The following is a 20463-nucleotide window of genomic DNA, read 5'->3' on the forward strand; positions in this document are numbered from 1 at the left end:
GCCATAACCTTCTTGCATCATTTTTTTCTATCAGTTTCAATGTCTGCAAGCTTTTGTTGGTGTTCTTTTTCTTTTTCAGCGCGTAATTCAAGCTGCTCTTTCTTTATTTCGCTTACCCTTTGTTCATGCTGGGAAAGTGCTTGTTCTTTAGCTATGTGGTATTCGGCTTCAATTTCAGCGGTAATTAGGTTTTTATCTCGAAGAAGTTGAAACTCACGCTCCATTTCAGCTTGTTTACGTTCAAAGCGTTTATTTTCAAGTTCGACCTCTTTGCCTTCAGCTTCTAGTTGAGCATCAAAAATTTGCTGATATTGATTTCGAGCAGAATCAATTAATCGTCGCGCTTTTTCATCAGCAACTTTTGGATCTGAATTTATTAATAAGTCACTTAAATCTTTTTTATCAGGGTTATTTACTTGCTCTTGTGCTGCTGCCTCAAACTTGGTTTGTACATCGGCTATCCATGTTTTTATTTTTTCCGATGGCATTGGCTCCATGGCCAATTCACTTAATTCTTTTGCTAAGTTAGCAGTAGTAGCAGAGAATGAATCTCCAAATTCTTCTAATTGCTTAAGCCCAGACGATTCCATATCTAAAGCTTCTAAGACTGGATTGATTGCTCGGGCTACATCAGCAAACCTTTGAACTGCAACGTTAGCTAATTCTGCTACCCCTTGGCGTAATAGTAGAAATATAACTTGTAAGCCTCGACCCATATCAGCCAGAAAGCCAATACCTGAAGCTACTTTTGTGACGACTTGCTGCGCAATTGAGCCAAAACCACCGGCTTCTTTGGCTGATTCTGTCCACATATCAGAGATAGCGCCAATAATAGGTGCTGTTTCAATAGCTAGGGTTTGGCCAAAGCTATGCGTGGTTTTTTGGGCTTTATCAAATGCATCATTCGCCATTTCGACTTTAGCTGCATCGATACGGTCAAAGGTCATGCCTAAATCTTCTGCTTCTTGCATCATCGCGCTAATACCATCAGCGCCAGCATCCATAAGGTTAATCATCTTAACCCCTGACTTACCCATTAGGCTTTGCGCGATATAAACCTTTTGACTTTGGTCTTCTACATCTTTGAGTTTGTCAGCAATAACTTTAAATTGTTCTTCTGGCGCTAAACCTTGTAAATCTTCAATTGCTAGGCCTAGCCCCTCTAAAGCATATTTAGCTTCACCAGTGCCTGTTTGGGCTACTTGACCTAGACTCTGTTGCATACGCTGTAATGACTTGGTTAATTCTTCATTGCTTGCGCCATATAAGTTTGCCGCATGCTGTAACCCACCAAGTGCTTGTGTAGTTATCCCTAATCTATCAGCGGTTTTTGCTTGCAAGTCTATAAATTCAGCATTTTTAGCATATATAGAGGCATACGCAGCAACACCAGCAGCACCAAAGCCAACCATTGCTTTTGTACTTGTACCCACCAATTTTCGAGTTTTATCAGCCCATGATTGAGTATTCTTGGTGGCTTTCTTCAGCTCAGCCGACAACTTGCCACTTTTACCGATCAAGTCGATAGTGAGTGTTGCAATTGATGACATAGTTAAGTTCTCTTACGTTGGCGCCAAGGACAGGTATTTAAAAACGCTTCTGTTTCACGTTGCTTTTTATTTTGTTCAATTTTGCGCTGCTCTGAACGGTCGAACGTTAGCCCCATGTTTAATCCTTGATGGACTAAACGAAGCTCTAGTTCTTCAGCTGGCAAACGTGAATGTAATTCGTAGATTGAGCAACCTAAGTTATCTGCTAAATTGCAGAGCGCATGTAACTCAGGCTGCTTTTTTAGTTTTTTCAATAGCTTCAAGATTATCTTGAGATAGGTTTGTAAAGAACAAACCTGTTGTGTGGATCATTCCAAGCTGCTCTACATCCATTAGTTGAGGTAGTTTTGCAGCTTCTTTGTCATCATACTTACCGTGAAGCATGTAGTAAGTGTTTCGCTGAGCTAGCTTTTCTAACTTTTTAGGATCAGCATTTTTATCGGAGAACACATCTCTTGCTTTCACTTCATCAGTAGCCGGCAATCGGTGTAATTCAATCTTACCCACACCTTTTACGTCAAACACACGTGTGGATGTGGCGAGTTTACCCGCCATGATTTCTGCTGCTGTAATCATTAGGCACCAGCCCCAACAGTATCAAAATTAACTTCTTGCAGTTTGCCAATACATGCAAACATTTGCTTACCAGTCTCTTTGCCTGATTCTCCCGAAAAGTAATCTTGAGGAACAAATACAAAGTTAATAACACGACCGCTAGCACGAGTAATTTTCATGCTGATATTTGTGAAAGCTTCAACCTGATCAGTAAATGCTTTTTGGTCTGCATTACCAGGAATATCTCGCATGACTAATTCAAAGTCTTGATCTTCAGGAAGCGCTTTATCGAAGTATGATCGCCTTGTAGCGCCGATATCGGTATCATCTTCCCATTGTTTGCCTGAGTTTACCTGTGGTATTACGTCAATCCCTGGTAAAAACTTGTCAACAGGTTGCTCTCCTGTTGAACAAAATTGCAGTGTTGAACCATGTGAGTCAACAGTATCAGCTGCTAGGCCAGTTGCTGGAGTTGGATCTGGCATTTTACACCTCGTTAATTATGTTGTGATAATGAAAAATGTATTCGTATGACTCACGGTATAACTTTGAGCCAGTATCGAAGTCGGGTATGCGGCGATTTTTTAGTGCTAATTGCACTTTCACATCCGTATCGACAAACCCTTTTTTGTTGAAAGTTGATTCAATTTCTTTCGCTATTGCTTTAGCGTTAACTGGTAATTTGCTGTAGCAATCAAATTGCACAAGTGCTTCGCTTTGGTTATCTTCCATGTGAATTTCTATAGGCGTGTCATCATCAATCACAGTCAGCAAAATATAGTTATCTTTGCTGTTGTGGTTTTCCGTCAGGTGGAAGTTTTCACCAATAAGCGCCACCAAACCTTGTGATGATAAAGCTTTTGTTCTTATGCTATTTTCTATCATTGTGCTTTGTTCTTTTTAGCTATACGGCGTTGCACCATTTGAATTCGTTTTGCTAAGCGGTGATTGATAACTACCACAACCTGGTTTGTCCGCTTTTGGAATGCTTGGCGAATAAATGGTTGAGCCTTTTGATTAGTAGTCCCGTATTCAACCTGAACTATATAAGGGACTCTAAAAACCCCTACTTTTACCAGTGATACAACACCTTTACCGAAGCGCTTTGTTTCTGCACCTATTCGATTTGTGCTGGCGCGAATTTTAATGCGAGACTTTAAAAAGCCAGGGCGTATTTCTACCTTTTGACCGCTTTTAGTTTTAACTATGCGGGCTAGTTCAGATTCAGGCGCATTACGTTGCATACCTTGCTGATATTTCACAGCACCTTCACGGATAGCGCTTGTCATAATGCCTGTCGCTTTTTTCGCACCTATCTCTTTAGAAATATCCTGTAATGCTTGTTCCATTTGCTTTAAACCCGAGATATCAATTCCTGCATCAAGCATTGGTGATCTCCTTTACAGCAATAATGGTTTGAATATTTTCGAAATCTTGATTTATTGGTTCACCAATAATTTCAAATTGGCGCTGCTTAAATGTGATTTGGTGGGTTGCTTTAATTTTACTGCTATAACGACAGGTTATTGTATGGGTAACCTCCCCCGTTAACTGGCCGCTTTGCTCTAGTTCTTTAGACGCTCCAGTATGAATGTTCACCCATTTAAAAAATTCATGCGCGAATGAGTCCGTATTGTAGCCGTCATCTGACTTGGTATTTTTACCAAAGCTTACTTTGCAATTGTATTTAGCGGCTGGCATTGTTTTCATAATAGTTCTACCGCTAATTCGTTTGCGATTGCTTTAAATGCATTTGGCATGTCATAAAGCTGCACGGGTGCGGTGTCTTCACGGTTTCTAAACCAATCTGCTACTAAAATTAAAATGGCTTGTTTAGCAAGGTCGTATTTGTCTTTGTCAATTAACATATTTGCGTCAATTGCATCATTCACCACAGCTGTATGACCCATGATGCATTCTATTTGTACTGCATCAGCTACTTTAAAGCCGACAGCTGGCCAATTTCCGCCTAATTTAGGTGTAATAGTGGCTGTTAAGCCATGTTCTACAACGCGATACTCTGTTGGCTCAAGCGTTACATATTGGCCCAATGTATTTATGTATTTAATTGATGTGATGCTCCTAAGCGGCGCGGTAGGTAAAACAATTTCCTTACAGAATTTAGGCATAGCAAATTGCCATGTTTGTTCTACGAGTAAACGGCCAGTGCGTTGTTCAAACCGTTTTCGCGCTCTCGGTACCAAGGTTTGCAAATAATCATGGTGATCTTCATCTGCATAAGTATGTGCTGCCAATTCTTCTACGGTGAATGGCTCAATCAAAGGCGCCTGGATTAGCTTTCGGAGCATTTTCATTGTTGTTACTCTTCGCCGTCAGTATTGTCGCCAGTGTCACTATCTGCGTCTTCACCTGTCGCATTAAGATCAACAACTTCAACTTCTAGTTCTTTGCTGCAATACTCTACCGCTGCTTTGTCACTCGATAACTCACCAACCTTTATAAGGGGTTCAAGTAACTCAGCATCACCTTTTACAAGTGCGTTTGGCTCAAAAGGTTGACCAGCAATCACGCATGCAACCAGTACACGTGCAGTAATTTGTTTTTTAGCTGCCATGGTTAAGTCCTTACTTAAATAAAAAAGCCCCTTCTCAGGGGCAATTGGAGCATCAATTAAGCGGCTGCATTTTGGTAGTACTTAACAGCACCACCTACATCGATGCAGCGGCCACCTGTACGCATAAACGCTAAGAAACCAACTTGGCCTTTGCGGCTATACGCACTGTCTGTGAAGCGGAAGAACAGCATTTGTGATACATCACGCACAATGTATTTAGAGAAATCACCAAACAACACCGACTTAGCGTTTGCTGCCATAGCTGGAATGTGTTGATTAGTGGCATATGGCTTGCCCAAAATTGTATTTGGTTCAGCTGACTCAATTCCAGGTAACCAAAGTGGGCGCCCTTGACTGTCTTTAAGCTTCTTAACAATTTTGATTGATGAGTCGTTCATCATGTAACCGCACTTCATGCTACGGCGATAAGCAGGATCAACGCTGTGTTCCAGATCAATAAGGTCATCAACAGTAATTGTTGCAATTTGGCCTGAACCGCCCACTTTACCTGCACTAATATCTGCCAAAATACCGTGTGGCTTACCAGTACCATCACCATTAATAAAAGCATCTTCAGACGTACGGCCAATACGCATACCAATTAAGTTATTAATGTAACCCTCAAGATCAAATTGAGTGTCTTGCAATAACTGGAACGGCACAGTAATGACTTTTGAACTGATCATGTGTGTTTCAATGTTTCGAACACCGAATGAAGTATCTTCATCACTGGCTTCGCTATTTTCAGCTAACCACTCACCTTGCTCAGCCGTTGCATTAGCGGTTGGCCAAGGAATCGTTGAACCTGTTTGTGTCGGTACCACAGTGGCAAGTTCGCGCATGCCACCATATGCTTTTAATGCCTGTGAAATACCAGGTGCAATCTCATCTGCAGTAAGATACCCCCTCTGAACCTTGGCCAGTGCTCATCGTATTTTTAGGGCTATCAATACGAGCTTGTACTGCAGCGCGTTGTTCTTCATTAAGGGCCGACATACCACCACGTAGCCATGTTGCGTACGCTGCTTTTTCTTGCTGAATTTGGTGCTCAGCTTCATCAGTAGAGATGCCGTTTTGGTCTGCACGATCTTGAATGGTTTGCTTTGACTTAGCCTGTAAATCGAGCACTTTTTGATGACGATCAAGCTCACCGTCTAATGCATCGATTTTATTAACCAGGTCATCGTATTTTTTTTGTTTGTCATCAGTCCAAGCTTCATCTTTTGGATGATCTGTGACTAGTTGGTTTAGGGTGACAGCTAAACCTTTGCGCTGCTCCCGCTTCTCTTGAATGCCAGGCATAATAATTTCCTCAATTTTAAGTATAAAAAAAGCACCTTTCGGTGCTTTCGATAGTGGTGCCAGCGGAGCTAGCTAGTTGCAAGCAACATGTTGGCAAATCGTTCTAGCCTTTCACGTCGCGGAAATGTGTTTTCTGGTGCTTTGGGCTCAGGTGCGTTTTGGTAAGTCGTTAAATCCCACGCTTTATTGGTTGTTTGGTCTGTGCTTCCGTCTTGCATAATGCTATCAACAAAGCCGTGCTCTAAGGCTTCTTGTGCGGTAAACCATGTTTCAGCTTGCATCCAGTTACGAACTTGTTTTTCACCTGCTTCTGTACGCTTTTCATAGTCATTTACAATGGTGTTATCAACTTTATCGAGCATGTCTGCTGTATCGCGTATTTCTTGGGCATTACCAAGTGCTAGTGTCCAGGCGTAATGGATCATATAAAAACCTGAATCAGCAATTTCAATTGTATCGCCGGCTAATGCAATGCGTGTTGCAGCACTTGCGGCAATACCATCAATATGAACATGAATTTTTGCAGGATGCGCTTTTAAACTAGAATAAATTGCCGTCGCTTCAAATACATCACCACCAGGGCTATTTATGTAAACATCGATATCCGTGGCATCGCTTACTGTGAGCAAATCACGTTTAATCATTTCTGCAGATACGCCCCACCAAGAGTCAATAACATCGTAAATTAAAAATGCGGGGCGGTTTTCACCTGCATTAGCTAAAGGTGACTGTTGTTTAATTTGATAGCCAACTTGTTCACGGTTTTGGCAGTTGTTTTTAATCAACTGCATTAGTTTTCGGCTGTTTCTCATAGTTAAATGTCCGTTTGTTGGTTGTTTGCAGCTGTTGCGTCGTAAGGTAACGCGTAACGGCCACCCAGTTCTGGTAGATTTTCAAGCTTTCTCACTTCATCAATGCTCATCCAGCCAGGGCCTTGTGAGCCCCCAATTGCTTGACGGTATGCTTCGTTGCGATCTTTTAAGGTTAAACGCATTAAATTAGCAGCGATAAATTCAGCAAACATGGGCTTATTTAAAAATAGTTTGCGGTTTACTTCTTGCTCAAAGCGATTAAGGTGGGGCCCTAGCGTAAAACGCAAGAACGATAAGCCAATTTCACCGATGCCACTGCCCCAAGATGTTGTTTTTTGTTCTTGATTTACCATAAAACTAGGCAAGCCAAACGCACGTGCAATATCTGTAATTTGAAATTCACGTGACTCAAGCAACTGTGAATCTTTGGCTGACACACTCAGCTGCTTTACATCAGTACTGTTATCAAGAACCAGTGGAAACTTAGAGTTTTCGATACCACCATAAGCTTTAACCCACGCGTTTCTGAATGACTCTTTTTGTGTTTCATCCCACTTCCCTTGTTTAACAACTGCAACGCGTTGAGTTGAACCTGATTTGAAAAACTCACCACTATGCTTCTCCATGGCAAGCTCAAGACCAATGCTATTAAATGCACCCCACTGAATAACTGACATAGATTTAAGACCATTAAAACCAAAGCCAGGAAAGTGCAAAATATCATCTTGATCAAAGCCACGAGCTGTACCATCAAGTGTAAAAAAGTAATTTAAACGCCCATTGTTATTAACTACATTCATACCTACAGGGCTGATTGGTAGTATTTCTTCTACATCACCGTTTCTATCTCTAAGTAGAACAGCAAACCCATCACCATGAAGCAGCATGCTCGATACTATGAACTCCCAAAATGCAGCTGCACTCCACGCGGGTGTTGGCTGTAAGTTAAATAAGTTAGCTAAACTATGGTTTGGGACTCGTTGTTTATCGTTTTTTTCACTTTGTTCAAAGATATGAACGGGCATCTGAGCAATAGCGCCGGCAATTAATCGCACACAAGCAAAAACGATAGATACTTTCATGGATGTTTTTGGCGTAACAGCCGGACCTGCTAATGAAGGCATTACCCCAAATAGATCAGCCAAGGAATTAATCTCTTGTACTGATATGTCGTTTTGCTCAGCTGTATTGCTGACTTGTGTCGTGCTTTTGCTGCTTGAACGACTTAAAAAAGGGATTTTAAACATTAGAATTCCAAAAACTCTTGGTTAGAACCATCATCTTCTTCAGGCTGCCATGAACCTATAAAGGCGAGTAACATAGCAACCGCGGTATCAATCTTATTGTCTTTATGCTCTTTGACAGGCCTAATATATTTGCCGTCCATGGTTTCTTTCGCGATTACGTTTCCTAAACACCAGGCAAGAACAGGATCACCATTGTGGTGAATGCGGCCCTGCCTGAGTAAAGTTTCAAACTCACGCATAGCCGGTGAAAAATTTGTGTAGTTTTGCGCGACTTTTATTGGCTCAATGCCTGTGTTGTTTTGTACACGCTGCGCGATAGGTGCTGCACCTGCTGGGTCGTAAAACAAGCCTGTAATCTGATAATTTTCGTTATCAGTTTCAATCGCGCGTTCGACTTCATCGTAATCAATGCTTGTTCCATCGCACTCTAAGAGGTCACCTTGATCAACCCAGTCTCGGTAAATATCAATTTCGCTTGCTTTTGCAGCGGTAACATAGGTTTTAGCAAACAAGTAGTAGTGAAGTTTGCCATCAATTGTGCGGGTAAAGCAGGTTACATCGGCTGTTAAATCATCCGATTCAGATAAATCGACGCCTTTTGTTCCCTCATCTCCCAAGAACTCATCCATGGTAATAGAGTGATCGGCAGCTGCTTTCCAATCTTCCATATTAAGCCAGCTTTCTTTTGCACCCACCCATAAATTTAAGTGTTTTGTTTTAAATGCATTTTGCTTACGCGCTGATTGCTTTGCTTTGTTGAGTTGGGTTTTTAAACCATCAACATCGACCGAAATACCATAGTTAGGATTGGCTTTTATTAATGTATTTTCATCTTGCCAATCATCATCTTTATCTGCTGCGTAGATGATACAGAATGTTGTTTCATCAACCCGAGTGCCTTCTAGTATTTCTTGGCATTCTTTCCAATGTTGACCACATGGCCCAAACCAATTAGAGCCGGCTGTTGAAATTATAAATTCGAGTGGTTGTTCCCTAGCCCCCATCCCTGTGACCATGGTGTCTCGTTGCCTGTCATCAGGGTGTTCGTGATATTCATCACAGAGGTAACAACTCGGCGAACCACCATCACCAGGATCACCTATCAAACGTTCAAACTTACCGCCGTCTGATGTACTAGAAATTTGCTGAGCTAATAATTCGACCTTAAATTGCCGACGATAAGCAGGTTGCCTCGTGGCCATTTTATGGGCTGGTTGAAAAACCTCATTAGCTTGCTTCTGGTTGGTTGCACCACAATAAACTTCAGCGCCTGGCTCATCATCGTTCGACAACATGTACAGCCCAATAGGTGCAATCCACGTTGACTTGCCATTTTTCCTTGGAACATAAACAGCTGCAGATCTAAAACGTCTGCGCTTACTGATAATATGCTTCCAACCAAAGACCTGGGCTGTTATCCACTTCTGCCAAGGGCTTAAAGCAATTAAAGCGTCCTGCCCTTTCGCCCTTGCCCACTTTCCCTTTACATGACTAAAGGTTTCAATAAACCTTATGGCTTTAAGTGCAGCCTCTACATCAAAATAATATGGAAAATCTTTTGTACCAGCACGTTCTAAATCTCGGCTTTCACGCTCAACAGCTAGTTTCTCATAGCGATTTGCGAGACGTTTACCGCTTAAAACATCGTTAGCGTACTGCTCTATATCAGCAAGGTGATCACGCTGAAACGTTGGGTAGTTTTTCCGCATCTAATATAAGTCATCAAACAGACCAGGTTGTAAATTGTTAAACCTTTGGTCCGTTGCTGGACTACCACCAATCTGATTAATTAAGCTGTTTAGTTTTCGCCAATCATCGTTGTACTGAGCCACCTCAGGACGATTCTTATGCTGTGCGCCATTGCGGCCAACTGTTGTATATGTCCAACCAACATTTTCTTGGTCTAAGAACGCTTTTGTTTCTTCCATGCGAGCGATAACAACACAGTACTCTCTAAAGAACCGTGTGAAGTGCGGTTTAAAGCGATTAATTTTCACATAAGCCGGAACATCCATTTCCCACACTTTTTGTTCAGGTTTTGACATACCACGCGGACGCGATTGGATCGCGATTTTTTTCGCTTCCTTATCGCTCATTTCCGCTTTTTCTTCGGTACCAGGAAACTGAACGACCTTATCGTCATTCTTTTCTGCTACTGATGGGTATCTACCTGACATAAACTAGCTAACTCTCTATAAAGTGGGCTTTTTCATTTCATTTATAGCCCGCATAAAAATCTCATTAGGGCGGCGGTGTACAGAGCAACCCCCTAGACTTTTGATGCCCCCGGGTGAGTGCTGTGTCTTGACTCACTTGCCGTCTTTTCTTTATCACAAGACTGGCAAATGGTCTGAAGGTTTTCTATTTTGTCATCGCCGCCTTGAGACAAGGGAACGATATGATCACATACCCCATGATAAGGGCCATGCAGCTCAACTGATGTTAGTACCCCTTTGCTCTTACATATCTGGCAAAGGAAGTTATCGCGATGAAATATATATTCTCTTGTTCGTTGCCACACACGACCACCACGACCTGATTGCTGATGACTATCACGCTTACGACCAAATGCTTTACGGTGTGGGCAAGGCTCGTCACGATGTACCTTGCGACACTTACTACACCAGCTACCAGGTTTGTTAGCCATCTATGTTGTCCTGGCAAAGTAGCTGTGCATGATCGCTTTGTTGTAGCGCTTCCATTCTTGCACGATGGAACTCTCTATCATCTTCATGCTTACGCGCTTCACGTTCGTCACGCTTATGTTGAAACCACGCATTAACTAAGAATGTTAATGCTGCGAATATAATCCCCAGTAATATAGCCCACTCATTCAAGCTAAATATCCCTCCAGCTGCAGTGCCTAAGCTTGCGCTGTAGGTCGTTACACTGACGGCCTTTTGCATAGCTATATCACTTGTTTCTATTCGCATTGTTCCACTCTCGCGCTCTTAATAGCTGCTCATTGCAGGTATCAATAACGGTCTCTAAATACACTGTGTACTGACTGTGAGATGTATTGTCTCCAACAGCTTGAATACTAACCTCACAAGGTTTAATGAACTCGTTAGGCATCTGTACAAACTTATACTCAGTTTGTACGACTGTTTTGATTACAGGCTCTAGCGTTGGCGTACTTGAACACGCTGATAACAGCGCTAGGCACACAGTCATTAGCCCAGTTCTTAGTTGTTTCATTAGTCGATAGCCTTAATGCATCAAGTTGTGAGTTAGTTGTTTGAAGCTTATTTTCGATAGAGGTAAGTTGTTCTTGGTGCTTTGCACGAATTTGTTCTAGTAAAGTGCGCTCTTTTAGCAATCGCTTATTTTGCTTCTCAGCATTCACTAAGTTGTTAGCAAGCATCTCAACCTGATTCTTATAGCTCTGAATAGTGCCGAGTAGCTGTTCGTTACTTTCACGCGCTTCATCAAGCTCAGCGCTAACGCCCAAATATCGAAACACTGATATCGCAAGCATCACTCCCAAGCCTGAAAACAATACTTTGTTTAAACTAAACATCGCTAATCTCGCTTAAGCACAACTGGCGTTCTGCTTCACGGCGCTTAATTAAGCCTGGTAACTTCTGGCCATCAGCGTAAACCCAACGTGGTAACTCATTACACGCTTTCACTCGTTGGTCATTGTTCAAAAGTTTTAATAACGTACTGCTACGAAAGTTCCCAGCACCCACGTTGTAATGAAATGACAAGTAAGCAGCATGTTCGCTTGCTGACATTGATACGCTAACAGCTCTTAGCAGCTGCTTGTTATGTTCCCCTAAGTCTTTAGCAAACAAACTTAAACATTCGTTCTCTGTGTACTTCTTGCCAAGCTCAGCTGTCGCTGTGTGACCAAAGCAAGCGGTAACCACACCAACAGGATCGACATAGCCCGTTCTTACCTCACCTTCAAACTGTGCAATCGTAACGCCTGCAAGCGCAAGTACACCGGTAACACCAGCGGCTAATAGCTTGTTTACTTTCATAGGGGCCTCAAACGAAAAAACCCGCTCAGGCAAAGCCAAAGCGGGTCAACAACAGGAACGTGAGCTAAAAAGCAGAAACAAAAAAGCCCAAGGCGTTAACCTCGGGCTTTATGTTGTAGCTTTGCTAAGCTTACCTGAGTCAGTATAGTTTCTGTCCGGACAAAAGCAATAGTTTTTGAAAAAAAGATCTAGGCTGCTTTGATAAGATCGCTAGCAACCCAACTAACTATCTCACCCACTATCGAAGATACCTTTGTTTTATTAATTTTAGTGCTCTGTGCGATCACTCTACAGCTCAAACCCAAGCTAAAATACTGGCGAGCAATAAGCGGGTAAGTAGGATCTAAATGCCGCATTCTCGCAATACTGGCATCGAGTACTTGTGCATAGTCATCTTTTATCACTAAAGGGCAACCGTTAATATCTAGCTTCACTGAACGCGATGTAACGAGGTTCTGAGACTTAAGCGTTGGTAAGTTCTTCTCTCTCGCCCACAGGCCCCACTGTGCTAAATCGTTTTCTGCCTGTTCTCTTAGATCTAATTGCATTCTACATCCCCGCCGCAAAATAGTTTAAAACATTGATGTCATACTCACTTTCACCGTGACACACAACCATGACAGCTACAGCCCTTGTATTTACTGGTATTGTCATACTGTCATACTGTGTCATAGTGTTTTTACATACATTAGTAAGTAACATTATTAAATAGAATATAGATATCAAATGCGTCCGCTCGCACGCGCGCGCGTATGTGTGCGCGAAAACACCGTGACACACTGTGACACTATGACAAAGCCTTATATGGCAAGGGCTGCAAGTGGTCATGGTAAATGTCACTGTCACACTAAAATAATTATCTAGCATCCCAAAACCCCTTTGGCGGAAAATAAAACGCAGGCCGCTTACCTTTTATAAGCTTTTTCTTTTTCTCAAAACCAAGGCGATGCATAATTTGTCCAACACGTTTTTGTTCAGGTGGGCGCATGGCGTGAGCATCCATACCTAGAGCTTCTTCCATAATTTCGGCACAGGAATAATCCGAACGCATATTTTTAATAAGCCATTTGTAGATAAGCTCCTCCCATACATCGGAGTCGAATCTATCCTCTTGCTGCTCTTCAAATAGGTGTTTGTATTCATCCGTAGGCCACCAAGGTGTACCCTCATTTAATAAGTGAACTGCCTCTGCCCATAACTGATCTCTATCTCGTTTTATGGCCTCTTGGCATATCTTCGTACACATCACAGGCCAATAGCGCCGGTTACCCGTTGAGTCTTTTAAATATCTATCTTGGTTTGTGGTACCAATAAAAACACATTGCCTCGGGAATTCTTGCACCATACGCCCATAACTGGGGCGATACCTATCCACCTGCGAACCAAAGAACTGTTTAGCTTTGGTGTTTTCAGCCTTATTAAACGCATCAAGCTCTGCAAGTTCAATTCCCCACATCCCCTGCATTTGTTGAAACGTATCTTTTTCACCTAAAGCCATCGGGGTATCAGTGAACCAATCACCAAATAGGTTGTGGCACATCGTCGATTTACCCAACCCCTGCAAGCCCTCTAAAATCAACACCGAGTCAACTTTTACAGGTGGCCGCATTACCCGAACTACAGCAGAAACCAAAAAGAATGTGCCAACCATGGCCGCATAATCAGAGTCTTCTACTCCTAAGTAGTCATGCAACCACATAGCCACTCGCGGCTTACCATCCCATTTTATTGAAGTTAAATAGTCCTGAACGGGATGAAAGGCATGCTCTTCTGAATGAACCAAAATAGCACCAAGTACATCACTGGGTTTGGGTGTAAAACCATAGCTTTCAGATAAGTAAATACGTAAGCGCTCGGTATCGGCATCAGTCCATTCACCAAGCTTTGCCATTTTAAACGGTGGCAACTTACGCTTAATGATCCGATAGCTAAAATTGCAATAACCTAAAACACCATCAAAAGCAGGATCGTGTTCTAAAACCAGCTTCGTATTACTAATATTCGCTTGCGGATTGCCAGCATTAGTTCTTTGGAAAAGCCGTTGCCACGGCTCATCCCCTAGTGAACGCTCCCGCGCGTCAGCGTTTTTCGGCGGCGGGTTATCACCATCATTAGCGCTAGGCTTATCAATAACAGCAGATAGCTGCTTCTTAACCTCTGCTAAACCAGCACTTACATGTAAGTCATTCCAATCTGTTAAAGAACGTGAGGCCATCAAGCAGCCTCCTTATTTAAAATACTAGAAAAGTCTGGTGCAGCAACAAGGCCATTAACCGCAGCTGCTGCTTCATTAGCTTTAGTAATACCAGGATTACCCTTTGTATTAACGTCGTTATCTGCGCAAAACAAAAAGGTCTTATCTTTTAACTTTTCAGCAAATGCCAAAGCCACAGGTAATAAATTTCCCGCATCGAGCGCAACCGCACACGGCCAACCAGTCGCCATATGAATGCTCGCGCCCGTTGCATACCCTTCACAAACGGCCAAAATATTACAGCTACTTGCTTTACCAATAAAATGAAACAGCCCTGACTTACGGCCATGCTTTAAAAATAACTTGGTACCGGTATTGTTGATTACTTGGATGTTCCAAATCTGCTTATTAATATCAATGAGGGGAATGGCCAGACTGCCACGCTTGATATGTAAAAACGAAAAGTCCCTACCTTCATCTTCGCTAGGTAAAGTATCAAAGAAGGCTTTTATCTCTTTACCACCTTCAACCAACTCAGTAGTAAAGTTATCGCGAATAATCAAAATAAACGACTTTTTAAAACCTAACACCCCATAGGCATTCACTTTTTTATCGCTTAAGTACTTATTTGATTTTATCGGTATAGTGAAGTTATCAATGATATATTTGGAAAAGTCACTAATTACCCCATGCCAACGCTGGCGCGCGGCTTCATCCTCTGCCTCTTTCGCTTCGCGCTCTTTTGCTCGTTTAGCGTAATCAGCACTGAGTTTGGCTTGTTGCTCTGCCGTCATAGGTTCATGGGTAAATGTAAAACCTTTCTCTTTAGCCATGCCAATTACAGTACCAATCGTAACACCGCCGCCCGCTTTTACACTGCGCCACATACTTTTAACATCACTCGCCTTATAACGTTCACCGCCAGCGCTCCACGAATCAAAAATATCAAAGCCTGCATCGGCAAACTCATTTTTAATACCCATAGCAATTCTAACCCAGGTATCACGATCTAAATTTGGGTCAAGATACTGCAAAGCATCTTGTACATCTTGTAGCGTTGCCTGCTGCATAATCAAAATTCCTGTTAAAAAACGCTCCCCTAAATTAGTATGTTTAGTGACCAAACCAACAAGCTAAAATAAGGAAGCTAAAATATGCCAACTAAGTTAGATTTAATTTGCTCTACTTGCCGCAGCAAAAAGTTTGAGTATCCAGCTAACCCTAAGCCGAACGACAAGGTTGTTTGTACTGGATGTGGTGCAACTTCTAAATACGGAGAGCTTCAAGCCCAAGCGGAAAAAGAAGCAAAGAAAATGCTTGAGAAGATTGCCAAAAACATTTTTAGGTAACTTTGAAGTTATTATTTCTGCCCCGGCTATCGCTTGTTGTATTTCAGAGGTTTCAAGCGATACCTTAACTTTTAATGTGTTAGAAACTGGCATAAATCACCTGTATAAAAAAACATATATTCGTTTAGCTAAATTCCCACTTATTGATTGGCTAATCTAAAAGCTCAACAACACAGGAACAAAAAAATGAAAACAATCCAATCAAGCAGCTTGTTTTGTATCCTCTGGTGGATAAATGTCAGGACGCAGAAAGCTACGTTCAACACCAAGTACCGTCTCAATTTGCAGCACCCTTACAACTGGGATTTTTTTGTCTTTCCACTTACCTACAGCCTGCTCAGTTACCCCAAGCTTTTCAGCAAGCAGCTTTTGAGTGCCGCCAGCAGCCTCAACACATTCTCTAAATTCTGGTGTCATAAGTCCTCCGTTAGATAAACCAATATAAACCATTAGTTTATTTATTGTAAACCTTGCTTTGTATTAAATTCTAAACCTTAGGTTTATGGTGTTGATATGAAAGATAATTCAGTTACTGGCCGTTTATGGCTTGCTATGCAGGAAATAGGTGTTACGAAGGCGGAACTTGCTAGAGCCGCCAACGTGACCCCTCAAGCTGCTGGAAAGTGGTTTAAAACAAACTCAATTAGTCGCGAGTCATTAGACGCATGCGCTAAAAGGTTAGGCGTGTCTATAAAATGGTTGATCAATGGTGAAGGTGATAAATTCACTGAAAACGTAATCTCAATCAACAAAAAAATGCATGAAAAATCATCTAACGTTGATAGTTTTATAGAGTTAGACCCATGGGATAGTAAAACCCCACTGAATGATGATGAAGTAGAAGTACCGTTTTATATGGAAGTAGAATTATCAGCTGGTAATGGCTCACAGGTTCAATTAGAAACAGCTGGTCCAAAGCTACGTTTTTCAAAATCAACTCTTCGCCGCCATGGTATTGATTTTTCCTGTGCAGCTTGTGTAAAAGTAACTGGTAACTCAATGGAGCCTGTAATACCGGATGGTGCTACTGTTGGTATTGATACTGCCAACACCGCAATTAAAGACGGTGATATGTATGCCATTGATTGGGGTGGTGCATTATTTGTAAAAACTTTAACTCGCAGACCAGGTGGCGGCCTTCGTATTAGAAGCTTTAATACAGATGAGTATCCTGATGAGAATCTAACTAGTGATGAATCTCAACAAGTTAGAGTAATAGGCCGTGTGTTTTGGTATTCTGTTTTAAGGTAAGAACTAACCCACATATATTATATGTGGGTATCGGATTACTATGATACCTTTTCTAATGTTGCATCAGAACATTTTACTCCTGGTCCATAAATCATAACCTCAGAACCGACTTTTTTATCTTGAGCTGTATAGCTCAGAAAGTAAGCATCTTGCTTATGCTTTCCATAGATCTTCCTAATTTCAGGAACATTATCGTAAGAGACTATCCAAGGCGTTTTCACTTCTGATATTGAGCGTTCAATTTGTACATGATCTTCATGATTATAGAAATTGCGATATAATCCAGAACCTTTTACATAATATGGTGGGTCTAAATAAATTAGCGATTTTTGAGGTAATGATTTTGCAATAGTTCCTAGTAGCTCCACAGCATCTAAGTTATATAAAGAAACTCTATTTCTATATAAAGCAACTTTTTCAATTCGATGAATCAAGTTACTTTTATTAAATCTACAATCTAACTTATATGCCCCACTTTGAGCCTTCCCACCAATTACACCAGCCTTTAGAATACCAGAACGATTACACCTATTTAAAAAAAATGTGGCAAAACCGAGCTCTAAGGATGGAACATCACCAAGGTTGGTTAATACTTCTCTTTGTTTATACCACTGTTCTATTGTCACTGGGGTGTCGTGAATTAACTTTACTAATGCTTCAGTATCATTAAGCACTGAATCCCAAAATGAGTACACAGCAGGATCAAGGTCATTTAAATGAATATGTGATGCATACTCTTCAAACAGCAGTTCAAGCGCAATACCGGCACCACCTGCAAAAGGTTCCATGTAATGACCATCACATAAACTATTTTCTAAAAACAAATCTTTGATAAATCCTGCAAATTTCCCTTTGCCGCCAGGGTATCTAAGCGGAGTATAAAATGTTCTTCCAGCCATAACAGCACCTCACAATTTTTCCATTTGCGATATGAAAACAAATTTTTAGTTAAATGGCCAGCTATTTCTAGTCCCAAATCATTTCTAAAAGCAGTCGATAATCGTCCGCTATTAACTTCAGTTCAGTTGGTATTGGCATTGAAATATTTGAGTGCATGACATTATTGAAATAATCAGCCGAACCTAGACTATCTTTTCCATGAACACGCTTGCGCAAGGAGGTAGCTTGACCTTTTTTAATTTTATTCTGACTCTCTAGGTGTTTAATAATTGCTAACAGTTTTACAGACAAAGTGCTCTTACCAAAAGTAACATCTACTGGCATATTATTGTCATCTCTCAAAACAGGCTCAGATGAGTTTTCAATAAAGTATATGGCGGATAACTCTAAGAAAACACGGAATAAAGATGCTGTCGCATTTGGGCAATCATCAACGACTAAGCTCATTTTTAATTCTCTAAAAACTGAATTTATTCTTTTATCTGATATATTCAACGAATAGTCTATTAAATATTTACGGGAAGTAGCAGGAGGCCTTGTTCGTGTTTTTTTAGGCTTTTCGTTGGTACTTGTTGAGTTTTTATCATTATTCTTTGAGCTTTGTTTTTCATTGTCACCAGTATCTTGAGAGCTATGATTTGAACTACCTGACGAGTTATTGCCATTAGGGTTTATTTCATTTGCCTGCTCACTTGAGTTCTGATTTTTAAATAAAAAGGCTGGGTTTAAGTCATCAGGAATCCGCTGAATACATTTCTTTCGATCTTCATCTGTATAAATCAGTTTCACTGAATTGCCTTGATTGTAAAAATCAAATAGAAAATATTCAATTGCAGGGAAAATTAACTTTATATCAAATTCTGGAGTCAGCTCTTTATTTACAACTTTTAACTTAAAAAATTGTTGTGCTGGTAAACTTGCAAAAAAACGAGTTAAATTTGTAACATTTATTTTAGCAACTAGTGCTTTGCAATCATTTTCAATAAAATCACTTCCTTCAACTAACTCTCTAATCTGCTTTCCTATTGACGGGATACCGGAAATCCTCGCTCTAAACTCATCTCGAACATCACCAGACCAATCAACTCTTCCTGCACCGCTGTTTTCACCTGTGTGCTTCAACTCTAACCACTTTTCGCCTTCTTCTCGGTTAGAAACTAGACCACAAACTGTTGTGCTTAATGCAGCTATATCGGTATTCTGACTCAGTTGACGGAATTTAGGAGTTAGTTTTTCTACAGGGCATGCATCAGGATTAAGTAGAAGCTTCATTGCTGTAAGTCTTCTGTTACCCTCAATCACAGTATAAGATCCGCCGTCTTTGTAAACCAATTGCAATTCAGTCGGATCAAGTCCATTTTCGGATATATGTTTAGCCAAATTAAGTATTTTTTGACCACTATCACCTTCCATCATCAGCGAAATGGCTTCTATTTGACTCTCAGCAAAATCATGCCCAAATCTTACATTTTGTAGATCTAATTTTAAATCACTAACCGATATGGATTCTATTACTCTCATGCTTCCCTTCTCTGAATGAACTTAACATTAATATATAACAACTTACGCAATATTTTATAAAACTCAAGCTAATTGAGGTTAATTTACATTGTCAAAAGTTAAAGATAACCACAAATAAAACAACAACATAAACCAATGGTTTAATTATTTCCAAATTTAAACTTGTCCTTGATATAAACCTATGGTTTACCTATAAACCATAGGTTACACATTAATCAAATTAGCTATGAACCCATTACGCACAGAAACTGGTTACCAGCTTGACGATATGCACGTAAGTACAAAGCCTTACTCTCGCTTACCTGCACAGCAAGCACGTACGCTGCTGCTTGTAGCAAAAGGCCTAACACAAAAGTCTATTGCTGAATCATTGGGTGTAAAACCCACCACAGTTCGCCAAGCCTGTAATGAACTCAGCTTTAAATTTAACACCCATTCAATGCGCCAAACGGTACACCAAGCAATTAAGCAAGGTGTGTTGCGTTACACCATGTGCCTAGTGCTTGTGTTGTTAAGTGCAACTAACAGTGACGTTGAGCGCAGTTATCGAACGATTCGAGTAACCAGAACTGTTCGCACTACCCGTTTACGCCGACTGCGTGAACTGCAAAACGACTTACTAGCAGCCTAAGGCCAAGGAGAGTGAATATGACCAAAGTATTTATATTCCCAACAGCACGCAATAACGCAGCAACAGCCCCGTTATTACACAAGCTTAAACAAGCTCAGAAGGTCAGCCCTTTTGAATTGGTGCTCCCAAATTTAAAAGCCGCTAATAACCCGCCGCCAGAGCCACCGCCACAAGCGGCTTAAAGCAAGGTTTCACAGTTCGCTGGTACGCACTTGCCCAACCAAACCAGCCGAGTGGTTGCCGTAAGCAACTAAAACAACACAACAGGAAAAGGAAAAAGCTATGTTAAACGTATTCACATCACTGGTGATCAACCAGCTAAAACAACGCATTAACTTCATGAACCAACGCATGCATGGTGAAGAGCTACGCATTTACGAGTCAGGTACCAAATACTGCTTAATCATTTTATTTGATATCAACAACCAAGTAGTGCTTGGCTCAATCGCTTTAAACGCTAGCGCCCGCCGTGATTTATGCATGACTAAAGCCTTTTTAAGCCTAATTGAAAACACACGTATCCCAAAAGCAGTTTTGGCAGCATGAAACCCCTAAAGAAAGCACTATCAGCAATGCTTTTTATCACGTTA

At 41.2% G+C, this 20463-nt stretch carries 29 protein-coding genes and 1 pseudogene; 5 read left to right on the forward strand and 25 right to left on the reverse strand.

Features of this window, described 5'->3' with window-relative positions:
- Positions 1-17: 17 nt before the first annotated feature.
- The 22 genes and pseudogenes from P4S60_RS09245 to P4S60_RS09350 form a co-directional block, all read right to left on the reverse strand.
- Positions 18-1550, reverse strand: coding sequence for a hypothetical protein (locus tag P4S60_RS09245; protein WP_337115754.1), 1533 nt, complete (start codon positions 1548-1550; stop codon positions 18-20).
- Between the two features lie 2 nt (positions 1551-1552).
- On the reverse strand, positions 1553-1804 hold the full coding sequence (locus P4S60_RS09250) for a hypothetical protein (RefSeq protein ID WP_337115755.1): 252 nt from the start codon (positions 1802-1804) through the stop codon (positions 1553-1555).
- On the reverse strand, positions 1779-2126 hold the full coding sequence (locus P4S60_RS09255; RefSeq protein ID WP_337115756.1) for a hypothetical protein: 348 nt from the start codon (positions 2124-2126) through the stop codon (positions 1779-1781). The genes P4S60_RS09250 and P4S60_RS09255 overlap by 26 nt, the downstream gene beginning before the upstream one ends.
- Positions 2126-2590, reverse strand: coding sequence for a hypothetical protein (locus P4S60_RS09260; RefSeq protein ID WP_274167841.1), 465 nt, complete (start codon positions 2588-2590; stop codon positions 2126-2128). Before P4S60_RS09260 ends, P4S60_RS09255 begins: the two co-directional genes overlap by 1 nt.
- Position 2591: 1 nt before the next feature.
- A complete protein-coding gene (locus tag P4S60_RS09265; protein ID WP_230235315.1) occupies positions 2592-2990 on the reverse strand; it encodes a hypothetical protein in 399 nt (132 codons plus the stop codon).
- A complete protein-coding gene (locus P4S60_RS09270; protein ID WP_337115757.1) occupies positions 2987-3493 on the reverse strand; it encodes an HK97-gp10 family putative phage morphogenesis protein in 507 nt (168 codons plus the stop codon). The genes P4S60_RS09265 and P4S60_RS09270 overlap by 4 nt, the downstream gene beginning before the upstream one ends.
- A complete protein-coding gene (locus P4S60_RS09275) occupies positions 3486-3815 on the reverse strand; it encodes a phage head closure protein (protein WP_337115758.1) in 330 nt (109 codons plus the stop codon). The genes P4S60_RS09270 and P4S60_RS09275 overlap by 8 nt, the downstream gene beginning before the upstream one ends.
- Complete coding sequence (locus P4S60_RS09280) at positions 3812-4420, reverse strand: head-tail connector protein (protein ID WP_230235320.1); 609 nt, start codon at positions 4418-4420, stop codon at positions 3812-3814. The genes P4S60_RS09275 and P4S60_RS09280 overlap by 4 nt, the downstream gene beginning before the upstream one ends.
- A 5-nt stretch (positions 4421-4425) precedes the next feature.
- Positions 4426-4680 (reverse strand): hypothetical protein, encoded by a 255-nt coding sequence (locus tag P4S60_RS09285; RefSeq protein ID WP_337115759.1) that lies wholly within the window; start codon positions 4678-4680, stop codon positions 4426-4428.
- A 56-nt stretch (positions 4681-4736) separates the two neighbouring features.
- A pseudogene (locus tag P4S60_RS09290) lies at positions 4737-5982 on the reverse strand (phage major capsid protein).
- 68 nt (positions 5983-6050) lie between these two features.
- The gene (locus P4S60_RS09300; protein WP_337115761.1) at positions 6051-6794 is read right to left on the reverse strand and encodes a head maturation protease, ClpP-related; all 744 of its coding nucleotides are present in this window, start codon (positions 6792-6794) and stop codon (positions 6051-6053) included.
- A gap of 2 nt (positions 6795-6796) precedes the next feature.
- Positions 6797-8041 (reverse strand): phage portal protein, encoded by a 1245-nt coding sequence (locus P4S60_RS09305; protein WP_337115762.1) that lies wholly within the window; start codon positions 8039-8041, stop codon positions 6797-6799.
- Positions 8041-9750 carry a terminase large subunit gene (locus tag P4S60_RS09310; RefSeq protein ID WP_337115763.1) on the reverse strand — a complete coding sequence of 570 codons (1710 nt, stop codon included), beginning with the start codon at positions 9748-9750 and terminating at the stop codon, positions 8041-8043. Before P4S60_RS09310 ends, P4S60_RS09305 begins: the two co-directional genes overlap by 1 nt.
- Positions 9751-10218: a P27 family phage terminase small subunit gene (locus tag P4S60_RS09315; protein WP_130051125.1), complete on the reverse strand. Its 468-nt coding sequence runs from the start codon at positions 10216-10218 to the stop codon at positions 9751-9753. It lies immediately after the preceding gene.
- A 92-nt stretch (positions 10219-10310) separates the two neighbouring features.
- Entirely contained in the window at positions 10311-10688 is a 378-nt protein-coding gene (locus tag P4S60_RS09320) for an HNH endonuclease (protein WP_337115764.1), read from the reverse strand.
- On the reverse strand, positions 10681-10974 hold the full coding sequence (locus P4S60_RS09325; RefSeq protein ID WP_063528033.1) for an HP1 family phage holin: 294 nt from the start codon (positions 10972-10974) through the stop codon (positions 10681-10683). Before P4S60_RS09325 ends, P4S60_RS09320 begins: the two co-directional genes overlap by 8 nt.
- Complete coding sequence (gene lysC, locus P4S60_RS21530; protein WP_442961483.1) at positions 10955-11239, reverse strand: Rz1-like lysis system protein LysC; 285 nt, start codon at positions 11237-11239, stop codon at positions 10955-10957. Before lysC ends, P4S60_RS09325 begins: the two co-directional genes overlap by 20 nt.
- A complete protein-coding gene (locus P4S60_RS09330) occupies positions 11133-11561 on the reverse strand; it encodes a hypothetical protein (RefSeq protein ID WP_063528034.1) in 429 nt (142 codons plus the stop codon). The genes lysC and P4S60_RS09330 overlap by 107 nt, the downstream gene beginning before the upstream one ends.
- Positions 11554-12027 (reverse strand): lysozyme, encoded by a 474-nt coding sequence (locus P4S60_RS09335; protein WP_063529818.1) that lies wholly within the window; start codon positions 12025-12027, stop codon positions 11554-11556. The genes P4S60_RS09330 and P4S60_RS09335 overlap by 8 nt, the downstream gene beginning before the upstream one ends.
- A 188-nt stretch (positions 12028-12215) precedes the next feature.
- Positions 12216-12575: an antiterminator Q family protein gene (locus tag P4S60_RS09340; RefSeq protein WP_062570605.1), complete on the reverse strand. Its 360-nt coding sequence runs from the start codon at positions 12573-12575 to the stop codon at positions 12216-12218.
- A 308-nt stretch (positions 12576-12883) separates the two neighbouring features.
- Positions 12884-14242, reverse strand: a complete 1359-nt coding sequence (locus tag P4S60_RS09345; RefSeq protein WP_274167830.1) for a virulence-associated E family protein — start codon at positions 14240-14242, stop codon at positions 12884-12886.
- Positions 14242-15291: a PriCT-2 domain-containing protein gene (locus P4S60_RS09350; protein WP_337115765.1), complete on the reverse strand. Its 1050-nt coding sequence runs from the start codon at positions 15289-15291 to the stop codon at positions 14242-14244. Before P4S60_RS09350 ends, P4S60_RS09345 begins: the two co-directional genes overlap by 1 nt.
- Positions 15292-15375: 84 nt before the next feature.
- Between P4S60_RS09350 and P4S60_RS09355 the strand changes: the two genes are divergently transcribed.
- The gene (locus P4S60_RS09355) at positions 15376-15570 is read left to right on the forward strand and encodes an ECs_2282 family putative zinc-binding protein (RefSeq protein WP_337115766.1); all 195 of its coding nucleotides are present in this window, start codon (positions 15376-15378) and stop codon (positions 15568-15570) included.
- A gap of 201 nt (positions 15571-15771) precedes the next feature.
- Here the strand turns inward: P4S60_RS09355 and P4S60_RS09360 are convergent, their stop codons facing one another.
- The gene (locus P4S60_RS09360) at positions 15772-15987 is read right to left on the reverse strand and encodes a YdaS family helix-turn-helix protein (protein WP_337115767.1); all 216 of its coding nucleotides are present in this window, start codon (positions 15985-15987) and stop codon (positions 15772-15774) included.
- 96 nt (positions 15988-16083) lie between these two features.
- Between P4S60_RS09360 and P4S60_RS09365 the strand changes: the two genes are divergently transcribed.
- Positions 16084-16821 (forward strand): XRE family transcriptional regulator, encoded by a 738-nt coding sequence (locus P4S60_RS09365; RefSeq protein WP_337115768.1) that lies wholly within the window; start codon positions 16084-16086, stop codon positions 16819-16821.
- 38 nt (positions 16822-16859) lie between these two features.
- On the opposite strand, the gene P4S60_RS09370 is transcribed toward P4S60_RS09365, so the two are convergent.
- Positions 16860-17720, reverse strand: coding sequence for a DNA adenine methylase (locus tag P4S60_RS09370; RefSeq protein WP_337115769.1), 861 nt, complete (start codon positions 17718-17720; stop codon positions 16860-16862).
- 67 nt (positions 17721-17787) lie between these two features.
- Positions 17788-19242: a ParB/Srx family N-terminal domain-containing protein gene (locus P4S60_RS09375; protein ID WP_337115770.1), complete on the reverse strand. Its 1455-nt coding sequence runs from the start codon at positions 19240-19242 to the stop codon at positions 17788-17790.
- A 226-nt stretch (positions 19243-19468) separates the two neighbouring features.
- Between P4S60_RS09375 and P4S60_RS09380 the strand changes: the two genes are divergently transcribed.
- The 3 genes from P4S60_RS09380 to P4S60_RS09390 all read left to right on the forward strand — a co-directional run bounded on the left by P4S60_RS09380 (position 19469) and on the right by P4S60_RS09390 (position 20419).
- Positions 19469-19873: a helix-turn-helix transcriptional regulator gene (locus P4S60_RS09380; protein ID WP_337115771.1), complete on the forward strand. Its 405-nt coding sequence runs from the start codon at positions 19469-19471 to the stop codon at positions 19871-19873.
- Positions 19874-19890: 17 nt separating this feature from the next.
- Entirely contained in the window at positions 19891-20055 is a 165-nt protein-coding gene (locus P4S60_RS09385) for a hypothetical protein (protein ID WP_337115772.1), read from the forward strand.
- A 100-nt stretch (positions 20056-20155) separates the two neighbouring features.
- Positions 20156-20419: a hypothetical protein gene (locus P4S60_RS09390; RefSeq protein WP_105182034.1), complete on the forward strand. Its 264-nt coding sequence runs from the start codon at positions 20156-20158 to the stop codon at positions 20417-20419.
- Positions 20420-20463 lie beyond the last annotated feature (44 nt).

The organism is Pseudoalteromonas sp. Hal040 (genome assembly GCF_037162425.1).
In the GTDB taxonomy this organism is placed as follows: Bacteria; Pseudomonadota; Gammaproteobacteria; order Enterobacterales; family Alteromonadaceae; genus Pseudoalteromonas; species Pseudoalteromonas gelatinilytica.

Coding starts and splice junctions, on each gene's coding strand:
- P4S60_RS09325 (WP_063528033.1), bottom strand. CDS start 10,974: ATGCGAATAGAAACAAGTGATATAGCTATGCAAAAGGCCGTCAGTGTA.
- P4S60_RS09315 (WP_130051125.1), bottom strand. CDS start 10,218: ATGTCAGGTAGATACCCATCAGTAGCAGAAAAGAATGACGATAAGGTC.
- P4S60_RS09270 (WP_337115757.1), bottom strand. CDS start 3,493: ATGCTTGATGCAGGAATTGATATCTCGGGTTTAAAGCAAATGGAACAA.
- P4S60_RS09265 (WP_230235315.1), bottom strand. CDS start 2,990: ATGATAGAAAATAGCATAAGAACAAAAGCTTTATCATCACAAGGTTTG.
- P4S60_RS09280 (WP_230235320.1), bottom strand. CDS start 4,420: ATGAAAATGCTCCGAAAGCTAATCCAGGCGCCTTTGATTGAGCCATTC.
- P4S60_RS09365 (WP_337115768.1), top strand. CDS start 16,084: ATGAAAGATAATTCAGTTACTGGCCGTTTATGGCTTGCTATGCAGGAA.
- P4S60_RS09385 (WP_337115772.1), top strand. CDS start 19,891: ATGACCAAAGTATTTATATTCCCAACAGCACGCAATAACGCAGCAACA.
- P4S60_RS09370 (WP_337115769.1), bottom strand. CDS start 17,720: ATGGCTGGAAGAACATTTTATACTCCGCTTAGATACCCTGGCGGCAAA.
- P4S60_RS09350 (WP_337115765.1), bottom strand. CDS start 15,291: ATGCAGCAGGCAACGCTACAAGATGTACAAGATGCTTTGCAGTATCTT.
- P4S60_RS09310 (WP_337115763.1), bottom strand. CDS start 9,750: ATGCGGAAAAACTACCCAACGTTTCAGCGTGATCACCTTGCTGATATA.
- P4S60_RS09355 (WP_337115766.1), top strand. CDS start 15,376: ATGCCAACTAAGTTAGATTTAATTTGCTCTACTTGCCGCAGCAAAAAG.
- P4S60_RS09305 (WP_337115762.1), bottom strand. CDS start 8,041: ATGTTTAAAATCCCTTTTTTAAGTCGTTCAAGCAGCAAAAGCACGACA.
- P4S60_RS09360 (WP_337115767.1), bottom strand. CDS start 15,987: ATGACACCAGAATTTAGAGAATGTGTTGAGGCTGCTGGCGGCACTCAA.
- P4S60_RS09390 (WP_105182034.1), top strand. CDS start 20,156: ATGTTAAACGTATTCACATCACTGGTGATCAACCAGCTAAAACAACGC.
- P4S60_RS09255 (WP_337115756.1), bottom strand. CDS start 2,126: ATGATTACAGCAGCAGAAATCATGGCGGGTAAACTCGCCACATCCACA.
- P4S60_RS09375 (WP_337115770.1), bottom strand. CDS start 19,242: ATGAGAGTAATAGAATCCATATCGGTTAGTGATTTAAAATTAGATCTA.
- P4S60_RS09345 (WP_274167830.1), bottom strand. CDS start 14,242: ATGGCCTCACGTTCTTTAACAGATTGGAATGACTTACATGTAAGTGCT.
- P4S60_RS09300 (WP_337115761.1), bottom strand. CDS start 6,794: ATGAGAAACAGCCGAAAACTAATGCAGTTGATTAAAAACAACTGCCAA.
- P4S60_RS09340 (WP_062570605.1), bottom strand. CDS start 12,575: ATGCAATTAGATCTAAGAGAACAGGCAGAAAACGATTTAGCACAGTGG.
- P4S60_RS09285 (WP_337115759.1), bottom strand. CDS start 4,680: ATGGCAGCTAAAAAACAAATTACTGCACGTGTACTGGTTGCATGCGTG.
- P4S60_RS09275 (WP_337115758.1), bottom strand. CDS start 3,815: ATGAAAACAATGCCAGCCGCTAAATACAATTGCAAAGTAAGCTTTGGT.
- P4S60_RS09245 (WP_337115754.1), bottom strand. CDS start 1,550: ATGTCATCAATTGCAACACTCACTATCGACTTGATCGGTAAAAGTGGC.
- lysC (WP_442961483.1), bottom strand. CDS start 11,239: ATGAAACAACTAAGAACTGGGCTAATGACTGTGTGCCTAGCGCTGTTA.
- P4S60_RS09335 (WP_063529818.1), bottom strand. CDS start 12,027: ATGAAAGTAAACAAGCTATTAGCCGCTGGTGTTACCGGTGTACTTGCG.
- P4S60_RS09330 (WP_063528034.1), bottom strand. CDS start 11,561: ATGTTTAGTTTAAACAAAGTATTGTTTTCAGGCTTGGGAGTGATGCTT.
- P4S60_RS09380 (WP_337115771.1), top strand. CDS start 19,469: ATGAACCCATTACGCACAGAAACTGGTTACCAGCTTGACGATATGCAC.
- P4S60_RS09260 (WP_274167841.1), bottom strand. CDS start 2,590: ATGCCAGATCCAACTCCAGCAACTGGCCTAGCAGCTGATACTGTTGAC.
- P4S60_RS09320 (WP_337115764.1), bottom strand. CDS start 10,688: ATGGCTAACAAACCTGGTAGCTGGTGTAGTAAGTGTCGCAAGGTACAT.